The 15,421-nt window shown below is 42.5% G+C and carries 14 protein-coding genes; all 14 read right to left on the minus strand.

Annotated elements, in window-relative coordinates:
• Window positions 1-7: 7 nt before the first annotated feature.
• The 14 genes from xylB to ACGTNI_RS01680 all read right to left on the minus strand — a co-directional run bounded on the left by xylB (window position 8) and on the right by ACGTNI_RS01680 (window position 15,385).
• A complete protein-coding gene (xylB, locus tag ACGTNI_RS01615; protein WP_394459492.1) occupies window positions 8-1,492 on the minus strand; it encodes a xylulokinase in 1,485 nt (494 codons plus the stop codon).
• Between the two features lie 54 nt (window positions 1,493-1,546).
• On the minus strand, window positions 1,547-2,557 hold the full coding sequence (locus tag ACGTNI_RS01620) for a zinc-dependent alcohol dehydrogenase family protein (protein WP_394459494.1): 1,011 nt from the start codon (window positions 2,555-2,557) through the stop codon (window positions 1,547-1,549).
• 14 nt (window positions 2,558-2,571) lie between these two features.
• On the minus strand, window positions 2,572-3,129 hold the full coding sequence (gene hxlB, locus ACGTNI_RS01625; RefSeq protein ID WP_394459496.1) for a 6-phospho-3-hexuloisomerase: 558 nt from the start codon (window positions 3,127-3,129) through the stop codon (window positions 2,572-2,574).
• Window positions 3,122-4,051 (minus strand): sugar phosphate isomerase/epimerase family protein, encoded by a 930-nt coding sequence (locus ACGTNI_RS01630; RefSeq protein ID WP_394459498.1) that lies wholly within the window; start codon window positions 4,049-4,051, stop codon window positions 3,122-3,124. The genes hxlB and ACGTNI_RS01630 overlap by 8 nt, the downstream gene beginning before the upstream one ends.
• Window position 4,052: 1 nt before the next feature.
• A complete protein-coding gene (gutB, locus tag ACGTNI_RS01635) occupies window positions 4,053-5,159 on the minus strand; it encodes a sorbitol/xylitol/iditol dehydrogenase GutB (protein WP_394459500.1) in 1,107 nt (368 codons plus the stop codon).
• Between the two features lie 17 nt (window positions 5,160-5,176).
• Window positions 5,177-6,016 (minus strand): carbohydrate ABC transporter permease, encoded by an 840-nt coding sequence (locus tag ACGTNI_RS01640; protein WP_394459502.1) that lies wholly within the window; start codon window positions 6,014-6,016, stop codon window positions 5,177-5,179.
• Between the two features lie 3 nt (window positions 6,017-6,019).
• Complete coding sequence (locus ACGTNI_RS01645) at window positions 6,020-6,943, minus strand: carbohydrate ABC transporter permease (RefSeq protein WP_394459504.1); 924 nt, start codon at window positions 6,941-6,943, stop codon at window positions 6,020-6,022.
• A gap of 63 nt (window positions 6,944-7,006) precedes the next feature.
• The gene (locus tag ACGTNI_RS01650; RefSeq protein WP_394459506.1) at window positions 7,007-8,551 is read right to left on the minus strand and encodes an extracellular solute-binding protein; all 1,545 of its coding nucleotides are present in this window, start codon (window positions 8,549-8,551) and stop codon (window positions 7,007-7,009) included.
• Between the two features lie 492 nt (window positions 8,552-9,043).
• Window positions 9,044-10,303 carry a GntP family permease gene (locus ACGTNI_RS01655; RefSeq protein ID WP_394459839.1) on the minus strand — a complete coding sequence of 420 codons (1,260 nt, stop codon included), beginning with the start codon at window positions 10,301-10,303 and terminating at the stop codon, window positions 9,044-9,046.
• 229 nt (window positions 10,304-10,532) lie between these two features.
• A complete protein-coding gene (locus ACGTNI_RS01660; RefSeq protein ID WP_394459508.1) occupies window positions 10,533-11,174 on the minus strand; it encodes a hypothetical protein in 642 nt (213 codons plus the stop codon).
• 21 nt (window positions 11,175-11,195) lie between these two features.
• On the minus strand, window positions 11,196-12,575 hold the full coding sequence (locus tag ACGTNI_RS01665; protein WP_394459511.1) for a selenium-binding protein SBP56-related protein: 1,380 nt from the start codon (window positions 12,573-12,575) through the stop codon (window positions 11,196-11,198).
• Between the two features lie 297 nt (window positions 12,576-12,872).
• On the minus strand, window positions 12,873-13,700 hold the full coding sequence (locus ACGTNI_RS01670; RefSeq protein ID WP_394459514.1) for a MetQ/NlpA family ABC transporter substrate-binding protein: 828 nt from the start codon (window positions 13,698-13,700) through the stop codon (window positions 12,873-12,875).
• 22 nt (window positions 13,701-13,722) lie between these two features.
• Complete coding sequence (locus tag ACGTNI_RS01675; RefSeq protein WP_394459516.1) at window positions 13,723-14,385, minus strand: methionine ABC transporter permease; 663 nt, start codon at window positions 14,383-14,385, stop codon at window positions 13,723-13,725.
• Window positions 14,345-15,385: a methionine ABC transporter ATP-binding protein gene (locus tag ACGTNI_RS01680; RefSeq protein WP_394459518.1), complete on the minus strand. Its 1,041-nt coding sequence runs from the start codon at window positions 15,383-15,385 to the stop codon at window positions 14,345-14,347. The genes ACGTNI_RS01675 and ACGTNI_RS01680 overlap by 41 nt, the downstream gene beginning before the upstream one ends.
• Window positions 15,386-15,421 lie beyond the last annotated feature (36 nt).

A 15,421-nucleotide genomic window follows, 5' to 3' on the forward strand; every position in this document is an offset into this window, starting at 1 on the left:
AATTATATCATGAATGTTCTGATAGTTGAGACAACGATTGGAATAAAGGTTTTACTTGAGCGTAGGATTGTTGGTAAACAGAATAATATTCATCATATCTATTAGATTTTTTTGGATTAGTTTTTTCCCCTTGATCGAAACAATCCGGTAATTGATCTGTTCCTCCCCAAACCTTGGTACCTAAGCCTGCGAGAAGTGCTGCTCCAAATGCAGGTCCTTCTCTTTCTTCAAATGCATAAAGCCTCTCATGCAATATAGAGGAAAGAATATCACGCCATACTTTACTTTTGCTTGCTCCTCCCGTCACATACAGATGATCTATCTTCACGTCCAGTTTCTTGATGAGTTCCAGACAGTCTCTCATACTGAAAGATACACCTTCTAATATTGCCCGGACAAAATGTTCACGTTTATGCTGGTATCCGATACCGATAAACGTTCCTTTCGCCTTTGCATCGTTGTGAGGGGTTCTCTCCCCATTCAAATATGGGAGAAAGATTAGACCATCTGAACCTTCGGCGACCTCATCAACACCCTCCAGCAATTCTTCATACGAGTCGATTTGGAAACTGTCCAAAAACCATTTCAGCGACATTCCTGCCGATAAAGTTACCCCCATCGCATGCCATGTATCCGGGATACAATGACAAAATAGATGAAGGGTTTCCAGAGACTCACCTTCCACCGCCGGTACGTTTTCAAGAGGGGTGAAAACAGTGCCTGAGGTACCTACACTAATACTTACTTTTCCTTGCTGGTAAATTCCATTTCCTAAGGCTGCCGCCGCATTATCTCCGGCTCCTGCTACCAAAGGGATACCTTCAGGCAAACCAGTTATCTCTGCAGCTTCCTTCGTAACATAACCCACAATTTCCTGGCTTTCATTTACTTTCGGCAGCCACTGTGCGGGTATATCCAGTAATGAGAGAATTTCTTCAGACCAGTTTCTTCTTTCCAGATTGAACCACGCTGTTCCGCTTGCATCCGACACGTCACACGCCAGTGAATCCGTCAATTTATAACCGATGTAATCTTTTGGCTGCATCATTATGTCGATCTGAGCATACTTTTCTGGTTCATGGTTCTTTATCCATTGCAATTTAGGAGCCGTGAACCCTGGCAGGACAGCATTCCTTGTGATATGATATATTTTCTCTTTTCCCACAATACCTTCAATTTTCCTGCATTCTTCTTCTGTCCTCAAATCATTCCATAGAATTGCCGGGCGAATGACTTGTCGTTCATTATCCAGAATTACCAGGCTGTGCATCTGACCGGACACACCGATTCCGGTGACCTTTTTCAAATCGACCTTGAGTTGCTTAAGTGCTTCACAAATCGACTCCCACCAAAGATTTGGATGCTGCTCTGTCCAACCTGGTTGTGGAGTTTGGAAATCGTAACTTGTAGTAGCAGTTTCGATAATGTTTGCGTTCTCATCAATTACCAACACCTTTGCCCCTTGAGTCCCTACATCAATCCCTAATAGCACCGTCATCCCACCTTTCTACGAATAAAGAAGCCACAAAACTGTGACTCCTTTTCTTTATTCCATTTTTATTTGTACTTTTAGATCATTCGGATTTCTTGGGCCGTTCAGAAAGTCAACCATATCTTCAAGAGATATCTCTTTAGTTATTAGATGATCAATTTGAATCCTTCCTTCTTTGACCCAGTGAAAAGCCGGAATGAAGGTATGATTAATAGCCATCGAACCTAAAAGTGTCCAGTCCTTGTTATAAAGCTTAAATGGATTCACCTCAATTTTGGCATCATCAGGAGTAACGCCGAATTGAAGATATTTTCCTGTAGGTCCGAGATAAGAAAGTGCCTGCTCTATTACCTTTGGGATACCAGTCGCATCGATTACTACGTCAAATCCATGTGGATAATCATTTTCATTAAGTGCTTCAGAAATGTTATCACTATGGACAACTTTCGTAGCTCCCCACTTCCTGGATAAGTCCAGCTTCTCTTGTGAAATATCCACCACTACCAGCTCAGATGCACCAGCCATTTTCACTGATTGAATTAACTGCTGTCCCATGGCACCTGCCCCAAATAACAGGACCCGGTCACCAACCTTCAAATCCAGTCGGTTCATCCCATGAACAACACAAGCCATCGGTTCGATGAAGGCCCCTTCCTGAAAAGACATACTGTCAGGAAGTTTCACAACATTTTTGACAGGTACTTTCACATACTCCGCCATACTTCCGTCTACAGTATTCCCGAGTGCTCCCCAATTCTCACAATGATTGCCGCGATTGGTCAGACAAAATTCACATGCGCCGCAAAATAATGATGGGTCAGCAGTGACCCGGTCACCTTCTAAAAAATGACTGACCCCTTCCCCTATTTCATGGATCACACCGGAGAATTCATGTCCGGGTATAATCGGGTATGGGGATAAAAATTCCCCTTTGAAAATATGAATATCTGTACCACAAATACCTATATTTTCTACTTTAATTGTCACTTCCCCTTCACCCGGAGAAGGATAAGGCACATCTTTAATCGCCGCTTCGTAAGGTTTTTCAATAACTAATGCTTTCATTTTTGACCCTCCACTTACTCGAGATTTGTATGGTATCCTTCCATCTGTTCATCCGTGATCGATCCTCTATCTTTCAATAAAATGATCAACCATTCATAAAGAAAGAGTTGAGCCTGTTCAAATACTGCTCCCATCGGTTGTAATGAGCTTCGTTCTTCTACATTTACCTTCATGGTTTGTGCTTCAATTAGGATCGTATGGGTAGCATAATGGGATAATTCAGATTCAGGGTTGGCTGTCATATACACAACATCTGCTCCGCTTTTGACCGCAATTGGCAGTAACGCATCCACAGTTGATAGATAACCAGTTCCCGAGCTTGTTATGAAAAGATCACCTCTATCAATCTTAGGAGTTGTAACGTCACCAACCACATGAACATTCAACCCCAGGTGCATGAGTCTCATTGCAAAGGCCTGCAGCATTAGCCGTTCTCTTCCTAGCCCATAAATGAATATTTTCTTTGCTTTTTGAATGGAAGTAACAAACGATTCAATATCCGTTTCTTTGATAGAGTTGAAAGCCTGTTTGGCTTCATCTACGATAACCGTACGCTCTTGCACTTTACTCATGCTTCCACCCTTTCTTTGTTAAAGCATCTTTCCAATAATCCACGCTTGCTTTCAATTCTATTAACACCAGGTCATCGTTTTCTTCAAAAGGATGGCCGACTTCCAGGTATAAATTATTCACATTGGCAGGCAATTCATTCAGAACATCTTCGGCATGGATGATTCCTCGCTCGTTATAAGCTTCCGTAAATGGAAAATGCCGATCTAGATATCCATCTGTCTGCTGCAAGTGAAGCATTGAGATGTCTGAACTTAACTCTTTCACCCAATTTATAGGGTTTCGATCATATTGATTTAATTCCGGATTGGTTGTATGGCCAATATCGAAGCAAACAGAGAAATGCGCGCCTTCCTTACCAGTTTTTTCATTAACCTGGTCTACAAAATGTTTCGTGTCATGAATTGTGATAGCCCCTTCTCTTTTCACCGGGGTTGGCTCCCAATAGTATTCTTCTATACCATATTTCTGTTTTGCATGAACCAAAAGATACGCTATTAGCTCCATGGCACTTTCTTCGAGATAATTGCGTCTCCTATCGTTAAGGAATGAAGAAATATCCAGCCCGCCAAGAGGTCCTCCTGTAGCGTTGACACCCAGGAGGTTTGTCATTTTAAATGCATGCTCAAACCAATCAATCCCATCCATTCTTCCTTCGGCTAACGGATGGTACAGCAGGTTATGAGCGTAAATGGACAACCCGGCAAAAGTAGAATGAATGGTGATATTATGCTTTTCACATTCGTTCCTGACTCTATAACAATAAGACTCGACACTATTTTTCCTTCCTCTGGGGTCAAACTGATCAAAAGAAAATTGAATAGCATTAAGCCCTAACTCTTCACTTACTACTTTCGTCCAATCCTTTGGATCCGGCCATCTTTTAATAGCAAAGCCAGTGGAAATTCCGAGGTCAATGTTCACCTTACTCCCCCTGTTCTTCTGGAACACCGTTAGGATACACCATAATTTTGACACTTCCCTGTTTATCCGTGCGCGCTTGTTCCATCGCTTCTTTCGTTTGTTCAAGAGGGAAACGGCCAGTAATAAGGTTATGCATGTCGACAATCTTTGAAGATAAGAATTCAATTCCCTGAGGGTACGTGTTCACATAACGGAAAATGCCACTAATATCAATTTCGTTATCGGCAATCAAAGGAACATTCATTCCGATTTCACTTTGAGGTGGGAGCCCGACGATAGCCATTTTTCCGCCTCTTTTCACAGAAGCTAAAGCCGATTGTAAGGCTTTAGGATTTCCTGCGGTTTCAAATGCAACATCGACTCCTTTTCCATTTGTAAGCTCACGTATTTTCGCATCTGTATCCTGCTCGGCTACGTTAATGATATGATCAGCCCCCATTTTCTTGGCAGCTTCCAGACGTACAGGTGCTAAATCTGTAACAATCACTTCTTTGGCACCGAATGCTTTAGCAGCCGCTACAGCCGTTAAACCAACCGGACCCATTCCCATGATCGCTACCGAAGAACCTGGCTGCAGTCCTGCTCGTTTACAGGCATGGATACCCACGGAGAATGGTTCAATAAAAGCACCTTCTTCAAAAGACAAATGATCCGGAATAGAATACACAAAATCTTCGCGGTGCTTGAAGTACTGGACGAATGCCCCGTCAACTGGAGGAGTGGCCAAAAATTCTACTTCAGGACAAAGATTGTAGCGGCCGGACTTACAGTACTCGCACCTTCCACAGGTAACCCCAGGCTCTACTGCTACTCGATCACCCACCTGGTGTTTGGTCACATTTGCACCTGTCCTGACGACGATTCCAGCACACTCATGTCCTAAAATAATTGGATCTTCTACTACATAAGGGCCAATCCTTCCATGCTCGTAATAATGTATGTCCGATCCACAAATGCCGACAGCCATAACCTTTATCAGTACTTCATCTGGTTCTAAATCAGGAACGTACACCTCTTTTATTTCTATATCAAAAAGATCATTCATGACTGCAGCTTTCATCGTTTTCGGAATAGCCTCGGTCAAATTTTGTTCTTGCTTTACACTCATATTTATCCCTCCTGTATTTATTTAACAGCACCCATAGACAGTCCTTGAACGAGATACTTACGCACTGCCAACCCGGCTACTACCATTGGAGTAATAATGACGGTTCCTGTAGCCATCGCTTGTCCCCAGGCAATCCCCTGCTGGGTAATCAGCATCGAAGCAGCAACCGGTATTGTTTGGGTGCTATGTCCAGAGAAGATCGACGCAAACATAAAATCGTTCCACGCGAACATTAAACACAATATACCTGTGGCAACTAATCCTGGAGTTGCCGTTGGAACAGCAATTTTCCAAAATGCCTGAAACTTACTGCAGCCATCAATCATTGCTGCTTCCTCTAATGCTTCCGGCACCTCTCTGAAGAAAATCATCATCATCCACAAAGCAAATGGAAGGTTAAATGTCGTATAAGCAAAAATTAACCCAGTCATCGTTCCAACTAAATTCAAATGGGTGAATAAGAGATACAGTGGAAGCATTACAGCTGGGATCGGGGCCATACGCGTACTGATAATCCAGAAGGAGATATGTTTGGTACCTTTAAAATTCCCTCTGGCCAGTGCATATCCTCCAAGCGCGCCAAATACCAGCGAAATAACAGTAGCAGAAACAGAAGCTATTAGACTATTAGTGAGATACCCTAAAAATCCACCTTTTGTAAACATGTACTTGAAGGTGTCAAAATTAGGCTCAAAGAAAAATTTAGGAGGCATGGTAAACATACCAGCTTGTGTTTTTAGTGATGACAAAACCATCCAAACAATGGGAAGAAGAGCCCAAATCAATCCTAGTATAACTACAGAATATAAGGCAGTTAGTGAGAGCATCTTTTTTCTCTTTAACGTAGTTGTAGACATTTATTACTCTCCTTTCCCCATAAATTTAACGAAAAATTGGCCTAAGAATATGGTAACGATCAACATGGTCAGCCCAAGCACCGCACCTGTTCCGAAGTCCTGAAATTTAAAGGCTACTTCCATTAAGTAATAGCCGACAACTTTAGTCGAATCCGCCGGTCCGCCTTCTGTAGCAATCTTGATTTTATCTACAAAACGGAGGATATCCATAGAACGGACGAGTAAGGCAACCACAATGGTCTTTGCTATCAGTGGCAAAATAACATAAATCAACTTTTGAATATAAGTGGCCCCATCAACATCTGCTGCTTCCAAAGGTTCTGTTGATAAGGAATTCAATCCCGCCAAAACTATTAATGTGATCAGAGGAGTCCATTCCCATACGTCCATTAAGATGATGGCCGGCATAGAAGTGGATACATTTCCAAGGATCTGAGCTTCGATACCTACTAAACTAAGCATCCAATCGTATAACCCATAGGTGGAATTAAGAAGATACCTTCCTAACAACCCCGCTACTACCGGAGCAACAAAGACGGGTATCATCCATAGAGTGACGACAAGATTTTTACCTTTAGGTAAATGATAGATAGCAAGGGCCATACCGACACCCAATACTAATTGCAAAGATAGTCCTACCCCCACATAAACCGCCGTTCTTCCCCATGACGCCCAGAAATGACTATTTGTCAAAACTCTGATCCAATTATCCAGCCCTGCAAACATAGGCGTGTCAAAGGATAAGGTAAAATCCATAAAGCTTGCATAAATTAAGTACAAAAATGGGAAGATGCTGATAATAGCTAAAAGAATCATAGACGGCAAAAGCATCCAGAATTCTGTGCTGAATCTTTTCCTGCGTTTGTTCTTTACTTTAGAAGACTTTACTGCCCGAGCAGCCAGACTTTGTGATTCACTCTGCAACACGAACACCACCTCTCATGAGTATTGAAAAAAGGGAGAAGAAGCCCTTCCCCCTTCTTTCAGTAATTACCGATCCGTCAGCTGATTCGTCTGCTCAGCAATTTTATTTACAGTTTCTTCAGGATCTTGTTGGCCAGCAAGCATTTTGGAAAGTTCCGTGAAAATAAAAGTATCAACCTGCGGCCATTGAGGAATCTTTGGACGCATATAAGCATGTTCTTCCTCCCATGCTTTTAGTGTTGGCTTCATAGCTAAAAGGTTTGGCATTTCTTCTGATTCTGGTGTGCCTGGCTCCATTCCGTTTTGAACTTCTTCCAGCTCATACACAGAATTTCTAGTAGGAGTGGAACCACCCTGATCAGATTTTAAAATCATGTACTGCGCCTGAGGAGATGTAGACCATAGAACAAATAACCAGGATGCCTTAATTTCTTCTTCGCTCGCATATTTATTAATACCGATTCCAGTACCACCATACATATGGGCTTTACGTTCGTTACCAGTTGGAAGTGTCGTCCAAGCTACATTTCCAGCTACATTGGAACTACTTTCATCTTCAAACATCGAGCTAAACTCATGCCATTCTGGAATCATTGCAATATTCCCAGCTGCAAAACCTTCTGCAAGGCCTGACCAATCCCAAGAAGTACTCCCCGGGTCAGCAACTTTTAATAATTTGTTATAAAACTCTGCGGATTCAATTGCTACATCGCTATCCATGGCAGATTTTCCAGGTTCCGTAGAACCGACACTTCCGAGGTCATCTTTTTCAAAATAATCTCCTCCGTTGGATGCTAATATATTACTGAAATCGTTCATTAACGAGTCATGCTGCTTTGCCTGATGTCCTGTCCCATAGTTGACTTCGGTAATGACTCCTTCTTCTGCTTTCTCAGTGATCCATTTAGCAATCTCATAATATTGCTCCCAAGTCATATCTTCATCAGGTGTCCAATCATATCCCATTTCCTCTTCAAACTGATCTTTATATTTTTCAAAAACATCTGTGCGATATGCCAGCACCATGGTCGGGTTGTCATAAGGGAGTGCATAAAGCGCTTCCTTATCACCCATGTACCCAGCTGCTTCTAATTGTGATTGTGAAAAGTCTTCAAGACCTCCTGGTAATCCAGGCATTGTAGGTTCCTCTATGAATTGGTTTAAATCAACAAAATGCTGGGATTGTTTTGCTAAAATTTGATATGGATCCGCATAGATAAGATGATATTTAGCTGATTTAGCATTAAAATCGAGACTTGCTTTCTCAACCACTGTTGCTAAATCAGTTTGCTCAATATTAACTTTAATACCTGTCACGTCTTCAAACTGTTCGATATTCGCTGCAATTGCAGAAGAAGGCGGTGTATTTTCAGAAATAAAGTTCAACTCTACCCCTTCAAATTGCTTCCACTCAAACCCTTCAGGAGCTGTAATCTGCGGCAGTCCTTCTACCCATCCTTCAAAAGGTGCTTCCACTTGTTTATCAGGATTGATGTTCTCTGCTCCCTCACTTTCCGTATTGATATCCTGAGAACTACTTTCCGAACAAGCAGCCAAAACTACTAACAGTAAAATAAGTACACTTGTATACCAGACTTTAAAGTGTTTCACAACCGTTCCTCCCTCTTTTTAATTAAAATTATAAAGGCCTTTATTGAATACGTTTTCATTATAAAATTGAGAATATTCAGAGTAAATCTAATCTTAACCAAGGTTTGTCACAAGGAACAAGTGACAACATTTTATGAAATGGGATTATTTCCACTAATATCAAGGTGTTTACTTTCTTAATTTTAACAAATCCATTTCAAAAAAAGTTCACAAAAAAGTCAAAAAGACAGTAAACCCTATATTGGATTTACTGTCTTAGTTTTAAAGAAAAAGTGCCGGGTTTTAATGCATGTGACCATATAAAAAGTGCCTGACCCCCACTGCTGTAAAGCGTTAACTCACTGGGGGTCAGGCACTTTAAAAATGCACTGCTAAAATCCAATCAGAACATGGTTTAATCATCCGAAACGAATGAATATATTCCCCAAGCTTAATATCGAAATGTTGGAGGATTTTCAGATGTAAGTAAGAACTTTCCAGGTACTCAAGCTTTTAAAGTAAACCTCCATAAATAATTGTAGAAACAATCACGATTACAATCCCAATTAACGTTTCATATGGCAGTGCTTTCAGTCGTTCTTTCATATGCATGAAGAAACTATCCCGTGAAATGTGAAAGAGTGGACCATGCGGTAAATGATCAAAAGAAACGGCACCAGCATTGATCATCGTTGCAGCAGCTAAAGCGCTGACTCCATTTTCTAACAATATTTCACCAAACACATTACTGGAAATCGCCGCAGAAGATGTTGCGGATGCTGTCGCTAACGCCATAAACGAACCTGATAGAGGTGCTATGAAAGAGATGGGTAAATCAAATGCATTCAAGCCGCTCATAATCATGCTATTGAGTGAGGAATTCACGATAATGCCGGCTAACGTACCCGTCGCTAGTATTAAAATGGATATCCCAGCCATTTTCTGAAGCCCACTTGACATATAAGACTTTAAATCTGTTGTTTTTCTCATCACGACCGCCCCAAAGATCCCTCCAGCTGGTAATGCAAGTAATGAATCAATTTTAATATCGAATAACGGTTGTAAGGATAGGAGAAAAATCGCAAACAATGGCCCTAAAATGGCCGCAAAAAAAGAAGGTTTATTCATCTCATCTGTCTTTTCTTCCCTGTTTTTAGTGACCATGGAACCTTTATTATTTATTTTTTTTGCTATAAAATATGTAAACGCCGCTCCTGCGACAGCTGGCACTAGTCCAGCAAACATGACGCTCGTTAACGGTAAGGAAAAGGTTTCAGCCGCTGCAATGGTATTTGGGTTAGGTGACATTACATTCCCTGCTCTCGCCCCACATACGACGGCGATTAAAACACTTAGTCTTGAAACTCCGGTTCGTTTGGCGATCATTAACGCAATCGGGGCAACTGTAATAACAGCTGCTGCGATAAACACACCTACTGCTGTTAAAACTAATGTGGATACCGTAATCGCTAATAAAGCTCTTGTTTCTCCCATTTTTGTAACAATTGTATTCGCAATGACGTTGGCCGCGCCTGATTCTATTAAAACCCCAACCAAAACTCCTGCTGCTAAAATCCGTAATACGGCTGGTGTCAGTAATTGAGCACCTTCGATCATGAAGTCGAGGGTAGTTGTTATATGAAGGCCTCCGACAATTCCGCCAGCTAAAGCACCTGCCATCATGGCATATGGAGGGTTAATTCTCCTGAATATCAAGATTATCGTTAACGCCATTGCTACTAACACACCTAAAATACTAACCTCTGAATTGATTAGCCTCACCTCTCTTTCCTAGTTCTTAATTAAGCCCCAAAAGACCAGACGCTTTTAAGTAGCCTTTTCCCTGTAAATCATCTCTTTAGTTACCATACCAGTTATTTGTTTCGGATTCACTATCGAAGCAGGACCTAATACTAAAGAAAAAGTGCCTGGCCCCCACTGCAGTAAAGCATTAACTTACTGGGGGTCCGGCACTTTAAAGGCACTTTAAAATTATCGGATTTCAATGCATATGACCAGGTATCTCTCCACCAATGTTCACATTCATCAAAAAGAGAATCAGACCGACAACGATTAATAGTACAGCCCAGATCAAATCAAAATTAACGATATATTTTCGTATTTTCATCATGCCAATATGGTACACAGTGAACGCAACCACTGTCATTGAAGTCAGCATCGCAAGTTCATGAAATAAATAGAGCGGCAGAATGTCAGCAATAGAATCCGCTCCTAAAATGAAGGGAGAGAGCAGCAGTCCGGAACCATGGGTCGAGGCAGCGAGAAACGACCAAAGCAGCAGCTGTCCGTACCCTACCTTCAATCCCCCCGTCCATTTCACATGACGGAAATAGCGAAACAAACGATAGATCCCGTAGCCAAGCACGATGGAAGCGATGCTCAAATGGACGATATGCAAAGGAAATTGAAAACGAGCGATCGTCTGAAGCAGGACGACTGCTCCATCCCCTAACATTTGCCCCATGCCAATCGGGATAATCGCATAAATGAGAACCCGCCAGTCGTCTTTTTGAACGGCAAGGAAAACGGCGAAGAGCCAGCCCATCGCCGGATTTAGCCCGTGAAAGGCACCAAGAAGGGCAGCGATGGCAATCTGACTGCCCTCAGAAACCAGCATTTCCATGTTAATTTCCTCCGATCAAAATCATGGATAGCAGAACGTATCCGTAGAGCAGTCTCCCCCATCCAGTCGGATTTGGTGGGCCCTGCCCTTCTCTAATTGGAGCAGGAAGTCTGGATCGATTTCCATTCCTCCTTCTGGAAGGATATCTACTTTGACGACAGCTCCTTGAATGCCTTCCGGATAAAATTGATCATCCCAGGAACTATAGAGGGAATTACTGAAATAAAGCCGTTTTCCGTCCCGGCTTAATTCCACCATCTGCGGTCCGCCGGTTATCTTTTTACCATTTGGATGTGCTTTCTGATTCACAATTCCTCCAATCTCCACTTTGCCAGTCAATTTCGCGTTGAGGGGGTCACTGACGTCATATTGCCTTAGTTCCCCGGTCCCCCAGCACGGGACATAAAGGTAACGATCATCAAGGGATAGCACAATGTCGGTCACTAAAGGCGGTACTGCACCAACGTCTTTGAGTGCTGGCGGAAGCTGATCCGGGTCGGCCGGCTGGGCAGGAATTTCAATGATTTTCTTCACGTCCCATTTCCCATCCTCCTGGTACCACGTCCAAATCGAGCTGGCCAGATTGGTCACATCGGTGACAACACTCACAAATCCATACGTTTTCTTCGGATTATGCGCGGGGCGAAGCTCTAATACCATCTGATGCTGATCTCCAAAATCAATATCAGTCAGATGCTTTCTGGAACGGCTGTCAAAAAAGTGCATTTTATGACCGTACTTCCGTTGCAACAGGGCATCCAGATTTAATCCATTTTCAAAAAGATCCGGTGTTGCCCATTCACTGGTTACCGTCACATCATGGGCAATATGCCACCAAAAATCATAGGAAAAATGCTGTGGTCCCCGGTCCATTTCCCAGGCACCTAACACATTAAAGTTGAAATGATCCAAAACAAGGATACCGCCAGGACCACCGTCGCCATCCCCGGAACCCAGGGCACTGATAAAGATTCCATCCGGTCCGCAATGAACAGTATGCAATCGGCTGTAGCCCGTTCTTTCCTTGATTTCTTCCGGTTCAATCGTTCTTACAATACGGGGACTCTTCGGGTCTGGCTTTGTATCGACAATATAAATACGGGAAGAGCGGATACCAGGCAGGATTAAATAACGTCTTTCAAGTGTAGGATGAAAAGCGGTAGGGCAAAGCGCAGAGCTGCAGGCATTCCAGCCGAAATGATGGAGTTCGTCTTCCTCCTCCCCAGGTAAAAGCAATTGATTAATCAATTGTCCGTAAGTCTCTGAGTCAGGGTCAAGATCAATGACCCCAAGGGCATCCGGCTGCAGGAGCGCAACGTAAGCAAGCTTCTCCCTCGGAGCTTCCATTGCTGATTTAGGAGAAGGATAAAACGTGGGATCCGTACCAACCCACTTAGCCATAATTGTTCACCTCTCTAAGATAGTCTTACTTTTGTGGCGCAGAACTAATCATCAATTAATACGAGTGGTTTAGTTGGTTTTAAATTCAAAAATTTCAGTATTGATACAATATATGTAAATAGAAAGCATGTGATACTTTATATTTAAAACAAAAATGCCTAAGCATCACTATAGTTAATCATCAACTCACTGGGTAATAGACTAAATACAAGGAACTCTATTTTTGGATATAAAAAACCGCAGTTGTTGTGAGGCAACATACTGCGGCATTAAAGTTAATCAGATACTTAAATACATTTATTCTTCTTCCATCCATTTCGGTTTACCAAATCCTTGGAATTCTTCATCGATAATTTCTTCGAATTCATCCGACTCGATCACTTCCTTGATATCTTTTACGTAGGGCGCATCGATATCTTCTGTATTTACCACAACACGGTTACGATAATCGTCTGGCATATCTTCAAGAGCCAGGGCATCTAACAAATCCATCTTTGCTGCAAGTGCATAGTTCCCCGGGACAGCCGCTAAGTCTTCACTGTCTACGAGTCGGGGCAGTTGACCTGCTTCTACTTCTACGAAATCGAGGGATTTTGGATTATCTTCAATGTCTGCTAGAGAAGCTCGCAGAGGGTCGACATCTTCATTGATTTTCACAAGACCTTCATCTTCAAGTACAATCAATGCTCTGGCTAAGTTTGTCGGGTCATTAGGAACGCCCATTGTACTCCCTTCTTCCACGCTGTCGAGGTCTTCGTATTTATTTGAATAAATTCCCATAGGAGCGGTTGGCACAATGATAACCTCAGACAAATCCAGGTTGTTCTCTTTCGCGAAAGAATCTAAATAAATTTTATGTTGAAAAAGATTGGCATCCAAGTCTCCATTGGCTAGGGCTTTGTTTGGCTGAACATAGTCTGTAAATTCTTTGTTTGTTACTTCATACCCTTTTTCTTCTAGCAAAGGAGCGATTGCTTGCGTAACCATATCACTATACGGACCAGCCGTCGCACCAAAGTTAATCGTATCTTTCTCATCTGATGAACCTGCATTACCCTCATCTTCTCCACAAGCAGTTAAGAAAACGGTGGAAAGAAGTATGAATAAAGCGAATACTCTTTTCATGTTGTATCCTCCTCAAAATGTTTTACCCTTTTTTTACGTATTTAGCTAAGAAGTCACCCGCATACTGAATGACTTGAACTAGAACAATTAATAAAATGACCGTCGTAAACATAACAAAATTGTCATAACGGTAATAGCCGTAACGGATCGCTAAGTCACCGATGCCTCCTCCGCCAATCGCTCCTGCCATCGCAGAATAGCCGATTAAACTTATAGCGGTAATTGTCAGCCCACTTATCAAACCAGACTTAATCTCTGGAAAAATAATATCTTTAATTATCAACCAGGGCGAAGCTCCACAGGCAATCGCCGCTTCGATAACCCCGCGGTCGATATCCCTGGCAGATGCTTCGACAATTCGGGCATAAAAAGGAATAGCAGCCACTGATAAGGCGACCGATGCGGCTACAGGTCCCGTCGTTGAACCTACCAGGAAATTAGTAAAAGGAAATAAAAAGACAAGTAAAATGATGAATGGTACGGATCTTACCAAGTTCACAATAACTCCTGTCACGCTTTTCACCCATTTATTCTCAAGAAATAAATCACGGTCTGTAACAAAAAGCAAAAGCCCTAACGGTAAGCCGGCGATTAAGGCCACAATGAGACCAATACCAACCATAACTAACGTTTCTAGAAACGATTTATTCAGCTCCGGCAGCAGAGTGATGAATTGATCTATCATGCGGCAGCACCTCCACTTCTACTTTCTCATTTACACTCTCTATGGCCTGTTGTACTTCTTTGTCTTCACCTGTTAATTCTATGACGAAAGTTCCTAACGCTTTATTTTGGATATAGTCGACTTTTCCGTGAAGAATATTGCCGCGAACTTCATAGTTTTGCAAAAGGTCAGATACGACTGACTCCCCTGCTATCTCACCCGTGAATTTCATATGGACGATCGTCCCTTTACTGCGTTCCAGCAGCTCTTTTGGAAGGTTGAAGTCAAGCACTGTTTGAATGAAACGCTTCGTTAATGCATTTTGCGGACGCGCGAACATATCATATGTTTCGCCTTCTTCCACAATCCGACCTTCTTCCATCACCGCACAACGATTGCAGATTTCTTTGACAACTTCCATTTCATGAGTAATCAATACAATCGTTAAACCGAGTTCGCGGTTGATTTTCCTCAGTAGCTTAAGAATGGACTGCGTGGTGTTCGGATCGAGAGCAGAAGTAGCTTCGTCACATAAAAGCACCTTTGGATTGTTTGCCAGTGCGCGAGCGATGCTGACCCGCTGTTTTTGCCCCCCGCTTAATTGGGCAGGGTATTGATTGGCTTTATCGGAGAGTCCTACAAGATCAAGAAGCTCCAAAGCACGCCTTTTTCTTTCAGCCCTTGCCACTTTTGAGGCTTTCAAGGCAAACGAGACATTTTCTAATACAGTTTTTGATATCGCTAAGTGAAATCCTTGAAAAATCATACCGATCGACTGCCGAGCGGTCCTTAATTCCTTTGGAGAAAGGGATAGCAGGTCGATTCCGTCTAACGTCACTTTCCCGCTTGTCGGCCTTTCCAAAATATTTATGCAGCGAAGCAATGTACTTTTCCCTGCCCCGCTATAACCGACGATTCCGAAAATCTCTCCCTTTTCGACCGTCATCGTTACGTTATCGACGCCGATAATCTTGCGGTCTTTCGTTTGATAGACTTTACACAGCTGCTCAATCGAAATCATCTAGTGCCCCCCTTTTTAGGATTAATGTGCTCATCA

This window comes from Thalassobacillus sp. B23F22_16, from assembly GCF_043496955.1.
Classification (GTDB): Bacteria; Bacillota; Bacilli; order Bacillales; family Halobacillaceae; genus Thalassobacillus; species Thalassobacillus devorans_A.

Coding starts and splice junctions, on each gene's coding strand:
- ACGTNI_RS01620 (WP_394459494.1), bottom strand. CDS start 2,557: ATGAAAGCATTAGTTATTGAAAAACCTTACGAAGCGGCGATTAAAGAT.
- hxlB (WP_394459496.1), bottom strand. CDS start 3,129: ATGAGTAAAGTGCAAGAGCGTACGGTTATCGTAGATGAAGCCAAACAG.
- gutB (WP_394459500.1), bottom strand. CDS start 5,159: ATGAGTGTAAAGCAAGAACAAAATTTGACCGAGGCTATTCCGAAAACG.
- ACGTNI_RS01640 (WP_394459502.1), bottom strand. CDS start 6,016: ATGTCTACAACTACGTTAAAGAGAAAAAAGATGCTCTCACTAACTGCC.
- ACGTNI_RS01660 (WP_394459508.1), bottom strand. CDS start 11,174: ATGGAAATGCTGGTTTCTGAGGGCAGTCAGATTGCCATCGCTGCCCTT.
- ACGTNI_RS01665 (WP_394459511.1), bottom strand. CDS start 12,575: ATGGCTAAGTGGGTTGGTACGGATCCCACGTTTTATCCTTCTCCTAAA.
- ACGTNI_RS01670 (WP_394459514.1), bottom strand. CDS start 13,700: ATGAAAAGAGTATTCGCTTTATTCATACTTCTTTCCACCGTTTTCTTA.
- ACGTNI_RS01675 (WP_394459516.1), bottom strand. CDS start 14,385: ATGATAGATCAATTCATCACTCTGCTGCCGGAGCTGAATAAATCGTTT.
- ACGTNI_RS01680 (WP_394459518.1), bottom strand. CDS start 15,385: ATGATTTCGATTGAGCAGCTGTGTAAAGTCTATCAAACGAAAGACCGC.